Source organism: Acinetobacter sp. Ac8, assembly GCF_055392545.1.
Map to the genome: position 1 here is coordinate 1,270,764 of NZ_AP043689.1, position 17,744 is coordinate 1,288,507.

At 38.0% G+C, this 17,744-nt stretch carries 17 protein-coding genes; all 17 read left to right on the forward strand.

Annotated elements, in window-relative coordinates; translation table 11 throughout:
• Positions 1 to 117: 117 nt before the first annotated feature.
• The 17 genes from ACZ5QH_RS06130 (at position 118) to ACZ5QH_RS06210 (ending at position 17,733) form a co-directional block, all read left to right on the forward strand.
• On the forward strand, positions 118 to 819 hold the full coding sequence (locus ACZ5QH_RS06130; RefSeq protein ID WP_004819783.1) for a TetR/AcrR family transcriptional regulator: 702 nt from the start codon (positions 118 to 120) through the stop codon (positions 817 to 819).
• A gap of 618 nt (positions 820 to 1,437) precedes the next feature.
• Positions 1,438 to 2,703 carry an alpha/beta fold hydrolase gene (locus tag ACZ5QH_RS06135; protein WP_303577294.1) on the forward strand — a complete coding sequence of 422 codons (1,266 nt, stop codon included), beginning with the start codon at positions 1,438 to 1,440 and terminating at the stop codon, positions 2,701 to 2,703.
• A 31-nt stretch (positions 2,704 to 2,734) separates the two neighbouring features.
• The gene (locus ACZ5QH_RS06140; RefSeq protein ID WP_303577293.1) at positions 2,735 to 3,622 is read left to right on the forward strand and encodes a VOC family protein; all 888 of its coding nucleotides are present in this window, start codon (positions 2,735 to 2,737) and stop codon (positions 3,620 to 3,622) included.
• Positions 3,623 to 3,672: 50 nt separating this feature from the next.
• Complete coding sequence (locus ACZ5QH_RS06145; protein WP_303577292.1) at positions 3,673 to 5,364, forward strand: AMP-binding protein; 1,692 nt, start codon at positions 3,673 to 3,675, stop codon at positions 5,362 to 5,364.
• On the forward strand, positions 5,351 to 5,818 hold the full coding sequence (locus ACZ5QH_RS06150; RefSeq protein ID WP_419310517.1) for an acyl-CoA thioesterase: 468 nt from the start codon (positions 5,351 to 5,353) through the stop codon (positions 5,816 to 5,818). The genes ACZ5QH_RS06145 and ACZ5QH_RS06150 overlap by 14 nt, the downstream gene beginning before the upstream one ends.
• Positions 5,819 to 5,829: 11 nt before the next feature.
• On the forward strand, positions 5,830 to 6,975 hold the full coding sequence (locus ACZ5QH_RS06155) for an FAD-dependent monooxygenase (protein WP_303577290.1): 1,146 nt from the start codon (positions 5,830 to 5,832) through the stop codon (positions 6,973 to 6,975).
• Positions 6,976 to 6,990: 15 nt separating this feature from the next.
• Complete coding sequence (locus tag ACZ5QH_RS06160) at positions 6,991 to 7,746, forward strand: maleate cis-trans isomerase family protein (protein ID WP_004819792.1); 756 nt, start codon at positions 6,991 to 6,993, stop codon at positions 7,744 to 7,746.
• A 79-nt stretch (positions 7,747 to 7,825) separates the two neighbouring features.
• The gene (locus ACZ5QH_RS06165) at positions 7,826 to 8,545 is read left to right on the forward strand and encodes an alpha/beta fold hydrolase (RefSeq protein ID WP_151957760.1); all 720 of its coding nucleotides are present in this window, start codon (positions 7,826 to 7,828) and stop codon (positions 8,543 to 8,545) included.
• A gap of 194 nt (positions 8,546 to 8,739) precedes the next feature.
• The gene (locus tag ACZ5QH_RS06170; RefSeq protein ID WP_004819796.1) at positions 8,740 to 10,092 is read left to right on the forward strand and encodes an MFS transporter; all 1,353 of its coding nucleotides are present in this window, start codon (positions 8,740 to 8,742) and stop codon (positions 10,090 to 10,092) included.
• Positions 10,093 to 10,166: 74 nt separating this feature from the next.
• Positions 10,167 to 11,399 carry a DcaP family trimeric outer membrane transporter gene (locus ACZ5QH_RS06175; protein ID WP_419761928.1) on the forward strand — a complete coding sequence of 411 codons (1,233 nt, stop codon included), beginning with the start codon at positions 10,167 to 10,169 and terminating at the stop codon, positions 11,397 to 11,399.
• 385 nt (positions 11,400 to 11,784) lie between these two features.
• Entirely contained in the window at positions 11,785 to 12,387 is a 603-nt protein-coding gene (locus ACZ5QH_RS06180) for a TetR/AcrR family transcriptional regulator (protein WP_303577289.1), read from the forward strand.
• Positions 12,388 to 12,396: 9 nt separating this feature from the next.
• A complete protein-coding gene (locus ACZ5QH_RS06185) occupies positions 12,397 to 13,374 on the forward strand; it encodes a zinc-binding dehydrogenase (protein WP_303577288.1) in 978 nt (325 codons plus the stop codon).
• A gap of 66 nt (positions 13,375 to 13,440) precedes the next feature.
• Entirely contained in the window at positions 13,441 to 13,797 is a 357-nt protein-coding gene (locus ACZ5QH_RS06190) for a DUF1304 domain-containing protein (protein ID WP_303577287.1), read from the forward strand.
• 1,533 nt (positions 13,798 to 15,330) lie between these two features.
• Positions 15,331 to 15,651 carry a hypothetical protein gene (locus ACZ5QH_RS06195; protein ID WP_464016780.1) on the forward strand — a complete coding sequence of 107 codons (321 nt, stop codon included), beginning with the start codon at positions 15,331 to 15,333 and terminating at the stop codon, positions 15,649 to 15,651.
• A gap of 412 nt (positions 15,652 to 16,063) precedes the next feature.
• Positions 16,064 to 16,600, forward strand: a complete 537-nt coding sequence (locus tag ACZ5QH_RS06200) for a Csu type fimbrial protein (protein ID WP_239046198.1) — start codon at positions 16,064 to 16,066, stop codon at positions 16,598 to 16,600.
• A gap of 60 nt (positions 16,601 to 16,660) precedes the next feature.
• A complete protein-coding gene (locus ACZ5QH_RS06205) occupies positions 16,661 to 17,215 on the forward strand; it encodes a spore coat protein U domain-containing protein (RefSeq protein WP_004819809.1) in 555 nt (184 codons plus the stop codon).
• An 11-nt stretch (positions 17,216 to 17,226) separates the two neighbouring features.
• Complete coding sequence (locus tag ACZ5QH_RS06210) at positions 17,227 to 17,733, forward strand: Csu type fimbrial protein (RefSeq protein ID WP_275059580.1); 507 nt, start codon at positions 17,227 to 17,229, stop codon at positions 17,731 to 17,733.
• Positions 17,734 to 17,744 lie beyond the last annotated feature (11 nt).

A 17,744-nucleotide genomic window follows, 5' to 3' on the forward strand; every position in this document is an offset into this window, starting at 1 on the left:
CTACACCTTTGGCGAGTGCTAGGGTTAGGCCTTTTATGCTTAAAGTAAAAATTAACACAAATAACGAAATATAAGTAAACTACAATTCTAATAATTGATCAGGTTTCATGTAGTTTTATGTTCGATAAGCCAAAACCGATGAAGAGCCGTCATAATGGGCGTAATGAAATGCAAAGAGAATCTATTTTAAAAGCAGCATCTAAGTTGTTTATCGAAAAAGGATTCGGTGGTACCAGTATGCATGATATTGCTGAATTATTAGCTGTTACACGTCCTGCAATTTATTACTATTTTCCAAATAAAGAATCAATTCTAGAAGCACTGACGGATGAAATTACGCGTGAAGCAAGTAATCTAACCAAGAATATCTTAGATCGGAATGATCTCGCACCAGAAGAATTACTTCGAGAGCTTATTATCAAACATGCGATGTTAATACTCACCCATCCTATACAGTTTAGAGTGGTAGAACGTAGTGAGAGTAGTTTATCTGAAAAGGGTAGAGCGACTGCTGAGATTTCAAGAAAATCAGTGCTATCAAATTTTGTACATGTGATTAAAATGGGGGTAAATGCGGGTGTTTTCCAAGTAGCAAATGCTCATATGGCTGCTTTTTCAATGATTGGTATGTGTAATTGGACGGCATGGTGGTTTGAAGGCGATGCTCAAGAAGCCAGTCAAATCGCACAGCAAATTGCAGAATTGGCACTTCGTTCAGTGTTAAAACAACAACAATCAGAATTTCGTTCGACTTCTCCACGAGAGAGTTTGCAAATTCTTAGAGATCAATTAGATATTTTAGAGAGCCAATTGCCATAAATATAGAACATTAATCTTGATGAAAATTTGGTAAGATATTGATTTCACTATATAATTTTTACTTTATAGAATAAAAAGATACGGTTCATATTCAAAACTGCAGAAGTCGGTGATTTGTCGGTTTTTCTAGGTTGTATAGACCTTAGATAGCGCTCATTTTACCTATAATTCTGTGTGTTTTATCGAGCCCATATAATTGAGCTTCACAAAACAAATTTAAAAAAATTCAAAAACAAAACTCGCTTCTATGAAAGAAAGCATTCAGGCTTAAATGATTTCTTGCAATAAATACTGATAGATCTAAGAAAATATTGCCTCAACAAAATCTATCTCTCTTAGATATAAAAACTTAAGAATTTTTTAAATTTATCCATTTTATAATTTTATTTTTTATAAATTTACAGATATGTAAAAAATTTTACAGTAATAAAATAGACGTCTAATATTTTTATAAAAATTATAATCTATTGTTTTTACTATTTTATTTTTCTATTTTTTTTATCAATTTAATGCTTGTTCTTGTGATGCTTTTATTTATTTTACTATTATGTAAAATATTTGACATATGTGTCAGTTTGTTCTAGATTAAATCAATACAGGAATGTAGGTAAGCGATTCATGATGAATTCAACAAAAAAAACCGTGCAAGCGATTGCTGGATTTTTAAATACAGATTGGAATCCAAGAGATATCCCTACGGATACATTGACGCGTAATGTGGTATTGCGCACAGCAGACCAAGCCGCTACAGGTGGTTCGTTATATATGCCAGCACAAGGAACTGATACGGTTGTTTGTATTATGCATCCACGTGAATTTATGGCGTGTCACTATTTAATCCCTGATGTTGTTGCGGCGGGTTATGCTGCATGGTCGCAGTTTCCACGCTCTGTTGGCAATGATTTACGCCTTGAACATGAATTGGCATTACACGATGTCGCTGCTGGATTGCATTTTTTAAAGGAACAAGGGTTTAAGCGAATTGTCTTGTTAGGAAACTCTGGAGGTGTGGGGCTATTTTCTTTTTATGTTCAACAGTCTAGTTTGTCCCCAGAACAAAGAATTAAGCATACGCCGGGAGGGAGACCTACAAAACTTGAACAACTCGATATGCCGAAAGTAGATGGTTTAATTTTTGTCGGCCCTCATCCAGGTCAAGGCGCATTACTTTTAAATTGTATTGATCCATCGGTTATTGATGAAAACAATGCTTTGCTTGTCGATCCATCTTTGGACCCGCTTAATCCAGAGAATGGTTATAAAGGAAAACAAAATACCCATTATCGTGCTGAATTTATTGCGCGCTATCGTGCTGCACAAAAAGCACGAGTCGCCCGTTTAGATGTGTATGCTCATGAATTAATTAACCGCCGACTTGAAGCCCGTAAGCGAGTCAAAATAGCAGGAACATCAGCAACCATAGAAGACCGCCGTTTAGCTGCACATACTCCGATTTTTAATGTGTGGCGTACAGATGCCGATTTACGTTGCTTTGATCTGTCACTTGATCCCTCTCTGCGTAAATTTGGGTCTTTGTGGGGAAGTGATCCATTTACCTCAAATTATGGTGCAGTGGGTTTTGCTCGGCAATGTACCCCTGAAAGCTGGCTGTCTACATGGTCAGGTTTATCTTCCAATGCAACCTTAGAAAAAACCATTTCATCCCTGCATCAACCGATTTTGGTGATTGAATATACAGGTGATCAAGCTAGCTTTCCCGAAGAAGTTCAGCACGTTTTTCAAGCCCTACCGACGCAAGATAAACAACATTTATGTATTGCAGGAGATCATCACGGTCGTGCCTTAAATCCCGAAGATGAACCTGGGCGTTTGGAGGCAGGACGGCAGATTGCTGTTTGGCTTAAGCGTACTTTTCCAAATTGATATTCAACGAGACAAGTTGAGGAGTTTTATGATGAAAACCGCTTCTCCATCAAAATTGGTGCTTTGTGGTGTAGACCATACTGCTAGACCGACATGGAAGTTAAAAGAAACGGTCGAGTTTTATCGAGATATTCTAGGCTTGCCCCTCATTCATGTGATTTCAGCCCGAGGCTGGGGACCTGCTACACATCCAGATTTTTTACACTTTTTCTTTGATAGTGGTCATGGCAGCACGATTGCATTTTTCTACTATCTCGGTAGTGATGCACCAGAACAAATGCAGGGCAGAGACAATGCTGCGCCATTACCCGAAGATCATGCGTTTGATGCAACGCATACGGCTTGGTTAGTAGAAAACCCCGATGAATTAAAAGCATGGAAACAACATCTGGAATCTAAAGGTTTAACGGTTTCTGCTGAAACCACGCATGAAGTGATTGAATCAATTTATGTGCGTGATCCAAATGGTTACTTCATTGAGTTTACGCGTAAATTAAGACCACTGGTTCAAGTGGATGCTGATGATGCTGCACTGACTTTAGCAGCCGCAATTGCTGCGGAAGAAGAAGCCAAGTTGTGTGGACAACGTATCACTGAGATTGATCAGATATGGCATAAAAAGGCCATGTTTATTGAACAGGTACCTCAAGCAAAGCTTGAGATTTATGTACCAAAAGTTGAGGAGTTTTCTGCCTTGGTACGCAGTGCTGAAACGCAAGCAGGTTGTACCGTCAGCTCAGATCATCCTGTCTATCACATTATTCGATCCAATGCGCCTATTGAGTTTCGCCGCAAAGCGTTGGGATTAAAACCCGCTGTTTGGTGGGGGCTATTTACAGGTGGTATCCATGGTCGTATCGAAAGTTATGATCGAGATCAAGTCCGTTTAGTGCCAGCCATGGAGTCATTCAAATTGTGAGTTAACTGTTTAGATCAGGAAAAGATCGCATAAAAAATAGGGAGAACAAGATGAGTAGGATACTCAACCCAATAAAAGGTGTTATTTATCATCCAGCTGAAAATGCTAAAAAATGGATTGAAAGTGGTGCGTGGATTAATGACACGCTTGGAAATTCACTAAGGAAAATTGCACAACGTTATCCTGATAAATTGGCCTTTATCAGTGATGAGCGCAATTTAACTTTTCAGGAACTGGATCATCTGACAGAAAGATTGGGCGCAGCATTACTCAATCATGGCTTGGAAACAGGTGATCGAGCAATTTTTCAGCTGGGGACGAATATTGAGACCATTCTGGTTTTAGTCGCCTGTTTTAAAGCAGGCATTATCCCCGTGTGCTCTTTACCTCAGCATCGTGAAGTTGAAATTCGACAATTGGTAGAGAAAAGTGCGGCAAAGGCTTACTTTGTACAAGCTGACTTTAGTCCTAATTTTGATTTGGTGGCATTTGCCCAATCGATGCTGGAGCAATCGGAAAGTCTTGAAAAGTTGATTGTGATTCGTGGACAAGACGAGGGTTTGACTCATCTCAATGATCTGATTGCCACAATTGATTTAGAAACAGCAAAACTAAAGATGCAAGATGTGCTGCTGGGTGCAGAAGATGTACTCAGTTTTCAGTTATCAGGCGGTACAACAGGCATTCCAAAAATTATTCCACGTTTTCATGCTGAATATCAGGGCCATAGTCTAGGTTGGATGCGAACCTATGGCATTGATACAGACAGTAGGGTGATTTGGTCTTTACCGATTGTACATAATGCTGGAACAATTTATGCCTTGGTGTCGGTGATTAGCTTTGGTATCTCCGCAGTCATTATGCCAAAGGTTGATATTAAACGTATGTTGCAATTGATTGAAATACATAAAGTTACCCATGCACTGTCGATTGGTCCAATTGCACCGCAGCTGATGGCATATCAAGCCATTCAACAACATGATTTATCTTCTTTAAAACTGTTTTGTACCATGTGCCGTGCCGATATGTTAGAGCAGCATTTAGGGGTGCCGTGTTCCAATTTATATGGCATTACTGAAGGCTTGTTATTGGGCTCGGGTGCTGAGGCGCCTATATTTCAAAGACATCATTCCCAAGGTGTTTCGGGTTGCCCTGAGGATGAATTTTGTCTGCTCGATCCTGAATCAGAGCAACAAGTCAAATTGGGTGAAATGGGCGAATTATGTTTTAAAGGACCTGCCACATTACCTGGTTTTTACAATGCAGCTGATATTAATGCCAGTGCTTTTACCCAAGCAGGTTTTTATCGTACCGGTGACATGATGACTGCGCATCAAATAGAGGGTGGTGTCATTTGTTATACCTTTGAAGGTCGGTTACGTGACAACGTCAATCGAGGTGGTGAAAAGATTGGCTGTGAAGAGGTAGAGGCATTCATCTGTAAACACCCATCAGTTGCCGACGCTAAATTAGTGGCAATGCCTGATCCAATATATGGTGAAAAGGGTTGCATTTTTATTATTGCGAATCTCAATTGTACTGTGCCAAACGTGGCAGCGTTGGCAGCATTTCTGATTGATCAGGGGCTTGCCAAATATAAGTGCCCTGAGCGTATTGAAATCATAGCTGAATTTCCTCTGACCAATGTTGGTAAGCTGAATAAACCTGAACTAAAACGGATCATCACCGAAAAATTACATGAAGAGCAGGCCAGAGCGAGAGGTGCCTATGATGCAATGTAATGAACAGGTGGTCAGTACGCTGCCAGTGGTGATTCGTCGCCGTGTACGGTGGTTGGAATGTGATCCAGCAGGTGTGGTCTTTACAGGTGTGTTTTCAGACTATGTGGTTTCGGCTGCGGAATGGTTTTATGAAATTTTACTGGGTGAATACTCACAAAAGGCAAAGTCAGCACATGGTTTTGGAACCCCGACTCGAGGATTGAGCTTTGATTTTAAGCGTTCATTAAAACCAGATGAAATCTTTGATCTGACCGTTATGGTGGAAGAGATTCATAGTCGTACTTATGTTTTGAATATTACAGGGCGGACTTTAGATCAAAAGATAATTTTTATTTCAAAACTTACACCTGTCTGTATTGCTGTTGATGAGCGGCGTTCGATTGATATCCCATCTACATTTCGTTTGGCTTTAGAACATTATCAAAGTCAGTGTTTATTACAAAATTTGGCGTAGGAAATCCAGTTATGAAAATTGCAGTGATCGGAGCTGGCCCAGCGGGATTATATTTCTCATTATTGGCTAAAAAGAATAATCCTCAGCATGAAATTACCGTCTATGAGCAAAACCGCCGTGGTGCAACTTATGGTTGGGGCGTGGTGTTTTCTGATATTGGCTTGGCCTTTTTAGAAGACGCTGATCCGGAATTTTTTAAAGAATTCACCGATCATCATGAATGCTGTGACTATATGGAAATCGTACACCAAGACAGCCGAGTACAGGTGCATGGCAATCATTTTTCCCGTACTTCACGAATTGATATGTTAAATACATTGAATGCTGCATGTGAAGCGATTGGTATTGAGATTCAGTATGAACATCAAATGCTAGATATCGAAACTTTATCTCAACAGGTTGATCTCGTGGTTGCAGCTGATGGTGGCAATAGTGCGATTCGTAAACAATATCAAGCCCACTTTCTGCCACAATTTGAACAACGTCGTAATAAATTTGTCTGGTATGGCACTCGGCAACGTTTCCATCCCGTATCGCTGATTTTCCGTCCATATCATGATGCTGGTGTCTTTATTGCGCATGCTTATCAATATAGTTCAGAACTGAGTACGTTCTTGGTTGAAGTTGACCCAGAAACATGGAAAGCCTGCGGTTTGGACCAAATGAATGAAGATGAAAGTCGAGATTTCTGTGCCAAAGTTTTTGCGCGTGATTTAGGCGGCAATGAATTACTTACGAACCGTTCCTTATGGTTTGAAGCCAATATTGTTAAGAATCAGTGTTGGACATATAAAAATATTGTATTGCTTGGCGATGCGTTAAGAACTGTTCATTTTTCTTTGGGATCTGGCACACGTATGGCGATGCAAGATGCAATTGCATTACATGAAGCGATCGTCAAGGCTCCAGATGATCTTGCCTTAGCTTTTCAACTGTTTGAACAGCAACGTCGTCATGCCTCTTCCTCGTTTCAGACAGCCGCAGCTAAAAGTCTTGACTGGTATGAAAATGTTGCGACTCGGTTAGATTTAGATCCGATCAGTTTTACCTATGACTATATGCGCCGTACAGGCAAAGTCAGCCATCAGGATTTAAAGCAACGCGATCCACAGTTTATTGCAGCATACGAGCGTCTGCATCCAGATTTTAATGATTGATAAAAGGATTTAGAAATGAGCAAGACAAATTATCGGATAGGACAAATCGTCCCTAGTTCGAATACCACGATGGAAACTGAAATTCCAGCGATGTTCCGTATGAGAGAAGAACTCTATCCAGATGAACAATTTACTTTTCACTCCAGCCGTATGCGGATGCACCGAGTGACTAAAGAAGAACTGCTTGTAATGAATGCAGAAAGTTTACGTTGTGCCGCAGAGCTTGCAGATGCGCGTGTGGATGTGATGAGTACAGCATGTTTGGTGGCCATTATGGCAATGGGTGCAGGCTACCATCGGGAAACTGAAAAAGCCTTAACGGAAGTTGTTCGGGCAAACCATTGTTTAGCCCCAGTAATGACTTCGGCTGGAGCATTGGTCGATGGTTTAAAAAAATTGGGCGCAAAGAAAGTGTCATTAATGGCACCTTATATGCGACCTTTAACTGATCTGGTGGTGCAATATATCGAGCATGAAGGAATTGAAGTGATTGATTCTATTTGCTTTGAGATCCCAGATAATTTGGAGGTGGGGCGACGTGATCCGATGTTGTTATTAGAAGATGTTAAGCATTTAAATACACAAGGTGCTGATGTGGTGATCGCTTCGGCATGTGTACAAATGCCATCCTTAGCTGTGATTCAGAAAATTGAAGACATGTTAGGGATACCAACCCTATCAACTGCTGTATGTACAGTACGAAAAATGATGGATGAATTAGGCATTGTGCCTGTTGTTCCAAATGCAGGTGCTTTATTGGCGGGTCATTGAATATAAGCCAATACTGAAAAAAGCGTTGTGTGAGAGTTTTAATATGGATATTTAATTTTAAAATATGAGGAATACAAAAATGTATACATTTGTATTGATACATGGAGGTTGGCATGATGGTGATTCATGGCAAGAGGTTGCAAAGGAGTTAAGAGAGAAAGGTCATACTGTTCATACACCGACAACAGCAGGTCATGGTCCAAACGTAGATCGTAATGTGAATCATGCTCAAAGTACGCAATCAATTGTGGATTATATTATCGAGCATAATTTAAATAATATTATTTTACTTGGGCATAGTTATGCTGGATCGATTATTTCTAAAGTGGCTGAAGATATTTCGGATCGAATCCAGCGTTTAATTTACTGGAATGCCTTTGTACTGAACGATGGTGAAAGTATGGTCGAGTATTTACCAAATGATTATGGGAAGATGTTTAGTGTGTTAGCACAAGTATCTAATCATCAAAGTATTATGTTGCCTTTAGATGTGTGGAAAGCAACTTTTATCAATGATGCAGATGAGGAGATGGCAGAAAGAACCTATAAGAAATTGAATCCTGAACCCTATCAACCTTTTTTAGACCAATTAGATTTAAAAAAATTCTACACATTAGATATTCCAAAGAGTTTTTTAAATTGTCTTGATGATTTAACGATGCCAACAGGTTTTTGGCATCCACAAACATCAAGCCGCCTAGGTACATTTAAATTGGTTGAAATGTCTGGTAGTCACGAAGTCATTTTTACCAATCCAGTGTTATTGGCAGAAAAAATTATTGAAGCTTCAGAGGAATAGTTTGTAGAACAATACTAAAAGTATACGATTTTAATAATATTTAATGTCGTATTTAAAGCAAGAACAACCACAAATTTTGCAACCACAATGAACTTTATTTTTTATAAAGTTTTGAGAGAGGTTTTGCTCTGATTTTAGATAGCACGTCTGGGAAGACAGCATGCAATAACGATAAAAAATACAAGGAGAGATAGATGAATATCATCAATATAACGGACTTAATAGACCAAAGTAAGCTGACCAAGCATCAGATATGGGTGTTGCTGTTATGCGCTTTATGTATGGTCGTTGATGGCTTTGATGTTCAAGCAATGGGTTATGTTGCCCCTGCAATTATCCAAGATTGGGGAATTGCAAAAGCAGATTTAGGTTCAGTTTTTGGTGCTGGACTGATTGGGATGGCATTTGGTGCATTATTTCTTGCCCCTTTTGCCGATAAGTTCGGGCGTCGACCTGTATTAATTGGCGCCATGTTTGCCTTATCTGTATGTATGGCAGTCACCATGATGGCTGAGTCCGTTCAAGCATTGGTGAGTTACCGCTTTATAACGGGGATTTGTATGGGGGCGATCATTCCGAATTGTGTCACTTTAGCTGGAGAATATAGCCCAACTCGTTTCCGTGTCACCCTGATGATGATTATTTCTTCAGGTTTTATTCTTGGCGGTGTTTTGGGTGGCGTACTGGCTGCTGCCATTATTCCAATTTGGGGGTGGCATTCGATCTTTTTAACAGGCGCAATTGCTCCATTGATCCTCGCCGTGGTTATGTTGTTTAAGCTGCCAGAATCATTGCCTTTTTTAACCTTGAAAAATCGTAAACCTGATGTGTTAAAAACTTGGGCGACTCGTTTGGGCTATGTTGAACCCGCTGGTACTGAGAGCAAATTTGTTGTGAGGGAATCGGCGAAAGAGGGTGCACCTATTGCGCAACTATTTAAGGACAATTTAGCACTTGGGACACTCATGCTATGGGTGGTCAATTTTATGAATTTATTAGCTGCTTACTTCTTGGCAAATTGGCTCCCTGTGCTGATGACTGAAGCGGGTCATGCGGGTTCAAAAGCAGTGTTGGCAGGGGCTGTATTTTGGATAGGAGGTCTACTGGGCAATTTGATTTTAGGTTGGTTTGTTGATCGTCGTGGTTTTGGTTGGACATTGAGTTTGACCTTTATCGGTGCTGCGATAGCCATTGCCATGATTGGGCAATCAGCGACAACACTGTCTATGGCATTTTTAGTGATAGGAGCAGCAGGTTTCTGTGTACTCGGAGCACAAACTGCATTGAATGCATTAGGTGCAGTGTTTTACCCAACTTCAGTCCGTTCAACAGGAATTGGTTGGGCATTGGGTGTTGGGCGGCTAGGGTCAATTTTAGGTCCTGTATTGGGTGCCGAATTGATTCGTCTCAATTGGTCAACGCCAAATCTGTTTTTAACAGTGACCATACCTGTAATTTTGGCATTAATTGCAATCCTCGTTTTTTGGAAGTTTGGCAATTTACCCACCGCTGCCAGCCAAAGTGCAGCTACGCATAAAAAAATATAAATTTGAAATAATTTCAATGTCTTAAAGATGTTTAAGTTGATCAAATTTATGAATAAATCAAGAAGGGAATTCTTATGAAAACAATATATTTCTTCATTAAAAATCTGCTATGGACAAGTAGCGCAATATTAATGTTATCGCCAGCGTATGCGACAACCAGTAATAGCAAGGAGGGACAAAATAGTGAAAAAAATCCTGCCAATATTGAGCCACAATCGAATATTGATAAAGCAATATTGCCAAGCAAAATCAATCTTTTAAAATCAGGAACTGAACTCAATTTATATGGTTTGATTCGTTTGGATGCAACCTATCAATCGGCTGGTTCAGATACGATGTTTAATAATATCAATGTTGTACCAATTGAAAATACACCAGAAGCTCGTCAACAAGAAAATCGCTTTAAATCAACACCGAGTGTAACTCGGATTGGTTTAGATTTTAAAACACCAACAGACATAGGCGCGGTGGGCGGTAAAATTGAAATGGATTTTGTCGGTGGTGCGACTCGGGATCAGTTTCGTATTCGCCATGCTTATTTAACTTTTGACAAATGGTTAATTGGGCAAGCATGGTCAACCTTTGTTTCACCCATAGAATTTATGCCTGAAACAGTGGATGCACTGGGTTATGAGGGTGGAGCGTTATTACGAACACCATTGCTTCGTTATAGTGATCGTTTAGGTACAGAGACGACCTATGCCGTCAGTATCGAGGATCAAAAATATATGGGACATACCGAGCCAGGATCTAAAATTCGTTTACCTGCATTGGTTGCTCGTATAAACCATCAGTTTGCAGATAAAGCTGGGTTAATTTCAGCGAGAACTTTTGTTGCAGAGAAGAAAACCAATGCCGATGACAATATGGCTTGGGGGCTTGGATTAGGTGTTCAATATCAGTTTACTGAGAAAAATATGTTGAAGGGTGACTATTACCATGTAAAAGGTGATGGACGTTATGTACTTTGGTCAAATAATAGTTATGCCATCGCTGGCAATCAAAAAATGCATAGTAATGAATTTGATAGCATTACCTTTGGTCTAACGCATACCTTTACCCCACGACTGCGTTCTACGATTGGTTATGGTTACATGCTTGCAAAAGATAATAATGAGTTTGCACGTTTAAACTACGAAAATTCAACTCAGAATAAATCTTTATGGCAAGGATGGATAAACACGATGTATAAGCCCTATACACCCGTTACTTTAGGAATTGAATATGTATATGGTGAACGCGAAACCTTTAATGGCAAAAAGGGTGAAGATAACCGTTTAAACATTATGGCAAGTTATAATTTTTAATCTAAACGTGTGATTAGAATTAAATAGGTCATCTGCTCAGGAGCGCCTATTTAATTCATTTGGAGACTGATTGGCTCAATACATTCAGCAGAAGTTGTTATCAAATGATCAGAAAATATAAAAATATTAGCTTTTTCTTAGACCTACAGCAGTGCGGTATTGTTTTTCAACAACTTATAGGTTTTTAAAGCTCAGTTTATTTTGTATAAAACACGGCTTAGTCTTATCCCATCTAAATTAATGTTTTTGAATTAAATGTATTCAGCTTTATCCAACAATCTCTCATTCTAGCGCTAAAAAGCACTTAAAACTGCAGCAAATTTTCTGAATTAATTTTTTTATAAATTTATAGACGACTGGTCTATTATTAATTTATAGTGTGTACATGAAAAGATCAGATAAAAGTGAAGCGACTCGTCAACATATTTTAAATACCAGTTTTAAGCTGGTATTACATAAAGGTTTTGTTGGAGTCGGCTTACAGGAAATTTTAACGACTTGTGGTGTACCCAAAGGTTCGTTCTATTATTACTTTGCTTCCAAAGAAGCATTTGGTTGTGCACTTTTACAGCAATATCTTGCTGATTATAAAGTGAAAATCGATCAATTGATTTTACAAGAAGAGCGGAGTGCTTATGCGCGTTTAGTTGCGCTTTGGCAAGCATGGATTGATGATCCATGCCATAACGATGGTGGTTGGGCTGAGAATTGTCTGATTGTAAAACTTGCAGCAGAGGTCTCTGACTTATCCGAAGATATGCGTCAGATTTTAAATTTTGGTGTGACAAAGCTGACAGAACGCATTGCAAATTTACTCAGCGAAGGACAGCAGGATAGCTCAATTCCACAACATATAGAGCCTGAGAAAATGGCACAAACCATGTATCAACTCTGGTTAGGCGCAGCTTTATTGGCGAAACTAGCACAGAACAAACAGCCACTTTATCTGGCTTTAGAAACCACACAGCAATTACTAAAACCTATATAGGAATAACAAATGAAAAGTATTATTCATCAAGTTTTTGGCGAACCTGTCGACGTATTAGCAGCAGCAGAAATGCCAAAGCCAGAGCCTAAAGCGGGCGAAGTTCGTATTAAAATGATTTTATCTCCAATGCATAACCATGACGTCTGGACGGTGAGAGGAAGTTATGGCTATAAGCCGACACTTCCTGCAATTGGGGGAAGCGAAGCGGTTGGTGTGATTGATGCAGTCGGTGAGGGTGTCGATGCAGTGTCTGTCGGGCAACGTATTGCAGTTGCCGCAGTTCACGGCAGTTGGGCGGAATACTTTATTGCGCCTGCGCATGGTGTTGTGCCTTTAATTGATGCAATAGATGATGAAACCGCTGCACAATTGATTGGTATGCCAATTAGTGCACTGATGTTGTTAGATTTTATTGATTTAAAACAAGATCAGTGGCTTATCCAAAACACAGCCAATGGCGCTGTGGGTAAAACTGTTGCGATGATTGCAAACGCCCGTGGTCAAAAAGTCATTCATTTGGTTCGCCGTAGTGATGCGATTGCAGAAATGAATGGTTTAGGTATTCAAAATGTAGTGGCGACTGATCAAGCGGATTGGAAAGATCAAGTAAAAGCGATACATGCAGATCAACCTTTAATCGCTGGGGTAGATTCGATTGGTGGTAAAGCCAGTGGTGAAATGTTGGCTTTACTCAGTGAAAATAGTGTCTTGGTTTCATTTGGTAGTATGACGGGTGAACTGATGCAAATTTCATCAGGTGATCTTATTTTTAAACAAGCGACAGTCAAAGGCTTCTGGGCAAGTGTGGTCAATAAGCAATTGTCTGCGGAACGCAAAAAAGAGTTAATTGTAGAATTGGTGACTTTAGCTGCTCAGAAAAAATTAATATTGCCTGTTGAAGGGGTATTTAGTTTTGATCAAATTCAACAAGCCGCTACCAAAGCAACCCAAGGTGCACGCCAAGGCAAAGTGTTATTAAAACCATAAATGTATTTGACATAGATCAGTTGCAAGACTGATCTATCAGCGTTTTTAAAAATAAGGAAAAATACGATGATTGGACAAATTTTAATTGCCTTAATTGCACTGCTACATGTGTATATTTTAGTTTTAGAGATGTTCTTATGGGATAAACCCTACGGTTTAAAAGCATTTGGGAATACGCCTGAAAAAGCACAGCTCACCAAAGTCATGGCACAAAATCAAGGCTTATATAATGGCTTTTTAGCAGCAGGTTTATTTTGGGCTTTATCTGCACCTGCAATCTATGCCTTGCCACTGGCGAATTTCTTTTTAGGCTGTGTATTGGTTGCTGGGATTTATGGCGGCCTAACTGCAAGTAAGAAAATTATTTATATACAAGCGATTCCAGCAGCGTTGGCGTTACTTGTCGTGAATTTGAATTACTAAAGTAAGGGGCGAATCTCGGCCTTACTTTAAATTTATTGATAAAATCAATTACATAGGATCATCAGAGAGATCAATAAGCTCTCTCGCTTGATCTGAATCGTTCAGAAGATGATCTTGATTGATATCCCTGCTGTTGGTGAATTTCAATTGATGGTAATCAATGTACTATCGTCAACCTGTCAAAAAACTCAAACACATCAATATCATTTTGATTAATTAATATTTTTAATTAAATCAACTGTATAGAAAAAATTATTTGATGATAAAAATGCTTGTAATGCCACCCCTTACATTCAAAGTTTAAGTACTTTTGCATAGGCGATGCTTTATTCTTGCTTATGTTGGGCGAGGGGTACGTCCTGATGAGAGCGTTTGGAAATCAAATTGATGGATAATTTACACGCAGCTTACAAATGACTGATTAACAATCTTCGTAAAATGATTTGATCTTTTATAGCTCTGAGATTTCGTTTAAAAATATTCCAGACTCATCGTTGGGTTTAAAAAGAATATGCGCTTAACTGATCCATTAAGTTTTTTAATTTCTTTAAATCAGATTATTTTGCTTCTCAAATGTATATTATTCAAATGAAAACCAAGAATTATCAGCATAAAAATTTTGAAAATAAATTTCGATTTCATCTTTTTTGAAAATAAAAGCTTCTGTCCAACTTGTTATCTCAAGTTCAACTTTATGATCTGTTTGTATTAATTCATCAATAATATCTGTGAATTATTAAAATATTTTTATGTGATTTTTAAATATAAAATAGTACGATTGTTCCATTCTTCAATCTCATTGTTAAATATTTAAGAGGGTGGTTTAAAACCTGATTTTATCAAATTTTTAATTAAAATAGAACTCTAGCTGATATTGATATTTAATTTTTAAAGATAAAGTTGAAGCTTGCTTTGTGTTTTTTAGTTATTCTATGTGAGTATTTGGTGCTTTAAATAATAGGATTAATCTGGTGAATATTTATTTTATTTTTTTATGATTTTTTTTGAATAATTTTATCTTGATTTTTTGTTGTTAATTGTGTTTAATAATAATCATCACATAATAATTATTATATTTTTGCTTTTAATTGTGATTTATTTTTTTGGGCTATTGGCGTTTTATTTTATATGATTAGGTTCTCAAAAAATATAAATTTAATATATTGCTTTGTATTTTTATTTTGGTTTATCTGGAATATAGATAAATAAAGGTTTATTTTATTTAATTTACAATTGGTTTTATTTTTTTTCATAGAATAACATATTTTTATTTTGATGAAATAGGATAGATATTGACTCAAAATACCGACGATCAATAGATTGTTGGTAGTAAATAATTTCATAATAATTATACACTTGCTTTATATTTGTTGTGTATTTAATTCAGTGAAATTAAATACTTAACTTTGAAATATTGTAAGTTTGGTGATAAATAATACCCTCAAATTTGAAATGGAAAATTTTTCATCAACCTATTGAGCGATAAACAACGCTACTCATAAATAGTGGGTGTGTATGATAAAGATCTATGAAATGATTTTTCATAAAGGAATGGGTGAAAACTCTCATTTTTTTTATGCAGTAAATAATCAGGCATCTCGTCAGCATTTTATTCGAATGCTGAGAAAAGAGATTGATTGTGAGTTGGGTGATTTTAAACAGAGTTGTATGAAAGATAATAGACATGACCTCACATGGCTTTATGAGGAAGTGAGCAGGGAAAGTCATTTTTACTTAGATATTATGGAAAGTGATTTTATTTATAATGCTGTTGCTACATTAGGTTTGCATATTTCGCTGAGAGTGGAAGAACAAAATGTATTGGAAGAACAAGAAGGAGATGAATTTTTATAAAATTATTTTTAAGCTGAATTATTGAAATTTAAATTGACGAATTTTATCTTTTTGTCAATTAAAAGTTTTCGATCAGCATTTTATAATGCCATATCGTCGCCCATTCTCCCCCTAAAAATTGAATGGGTTTTTTTGCTTATTTTGTTTATAAATCTTAGTTTTGTAGCTAATTAGATATAAGCGTATATCTATAATAATTTTAATTATTTTAGTGTTTTTTATATGTTTAAATCTTTGGTGTAATTTAATTCATATTGATTTGAAAATTTATTTTAAAATATAAAAACTTATATTTAATCGATGGTGTTTTTTAGTGTATTTATTGAACGCATATTTGTCACATGCAATTATGTAGATGCTTTCACACTTCTTGTGTAAAAGTTAATAAATAATACATATCATGGGATTTAATATGAATATTTTTACAAAACTAACCCTTACTATTTTATTGGGTACAGGGTATATCGCGACTACACAAGCAGCAGTGACGGGTCAGGTTGATGTAAAACTGAATGTTTCAACAGGCTGTACTGTTGAAGGTTCTACTGTGAATGGCAATATCAACAAATTTGGTGAATTGAATTTTGGTAAAACTTCTGGCACTTGGACCAATACCCTTACTGCACAAGTTGCTTCATCTGGTACGGGCAGCCATCTCAATGTGAAATGTGATGGTACAACAGATGTTAACTTTACTGTTGCCATTGATGGTGGTCAACGCGCTGATCGTAGTCTTAAACATACAACTGCTGCAGATGTAGTCAGCTATAACGTTTATCGTGATGCTGCTCGTACCAATCTTTATGCAATCAATACGCCTCAGACTTTCACTGCAGCGTCAGGTGTATCTCAAGAAGTTCCAATCTTTGGTGCTGTTGCTGCAAATAGCGGCACTGCAAAAGCACAGGGTGATTATACAGACACTTTATTGGTGACTGTTAATTTCTAATTGGTATACGTAACAGTGAACAGGTTTGTTGTTGAACAAACCTGTTTTAAGGAGGAACGTATGCACCTGTTACTTAAACAATGCGTGGGATTGTTGGTTTGTGGCCTTATTTCGTCATTCACCAGTGCTGCACAGTTAGCAGCCAAATTAAATTTGCAGATTGAATTAGAACCCTCATGTGAAATTAATAATCAATCTGTCAGTAATGGAACAAATGGTCTGAATTTTGGACAGCTGGATTTCGGAGAAACCACAGCTGCATTTAATCAGGTGATAGAGACCAGTTTAAGTCAGGGTTCTACATCAGGTTTGACCATTCAATGCCCTGGCAATGCCCCAATAAAAGTGACCTTTGGTGCGGGGCAAAATGACAGCAAGGTACCAGCACCTTTTGGTGCAAATTATTTTCGTGCAATCAGTAATGGCACAGATTTCCTTGCCTACAACATCTTATATGGAACTGCTCGCGAAGCACTCAAACCCAATCAATCGATTACCTTGACCAATAATGGTCAGCCGCAAACGCTTAATCTCATGGGTCAAACTGTTAATAATGGTCGGTCAGTCTCGCTTGGACAATATACCGACACTATTCCAATTACCATCGAATTTTAAAGAACGAAATCATGAAAAAAATAGGTTTAAGTGTTCTGCTGATGTTGGCTGTGCAGTGGGTATATGCTGCAACAGATGCAACTTTTACAGTCCAAGCAACCATTGCTAATGGATGTGGGTTAAGCAGTGTTGAACAACAACTTGATTTTGGTCGTCATCCTGTTGTGACGCAGGGAAAGTTGAGTGGATCAGTGATCAATACGACACAAAGTTGGAATATCCAATGTACTGCACGGCTACCGGTAAAGGTAATGTTGAATGGTGGTGATCACTTTTCAAATAACTTTCGACGGATGAAACATGCCCAGCAGAATGAGTTTGTGTCTTATCAGCTTTATCAAGACAGTAATTCTCAGCGTGAATATACAAGTGGAGACACTTATCCACTCACGGCAACAACTGCTTTGGACACCGTACTGGGTTTTGCAGTTTATGCTGTTGCAGACTTGAATAATAACAATCAACCACGATCAGCAGGCCTTTATAAAGATACGGTCGCAATTACGATTACATGGTGATTCTATGAGCT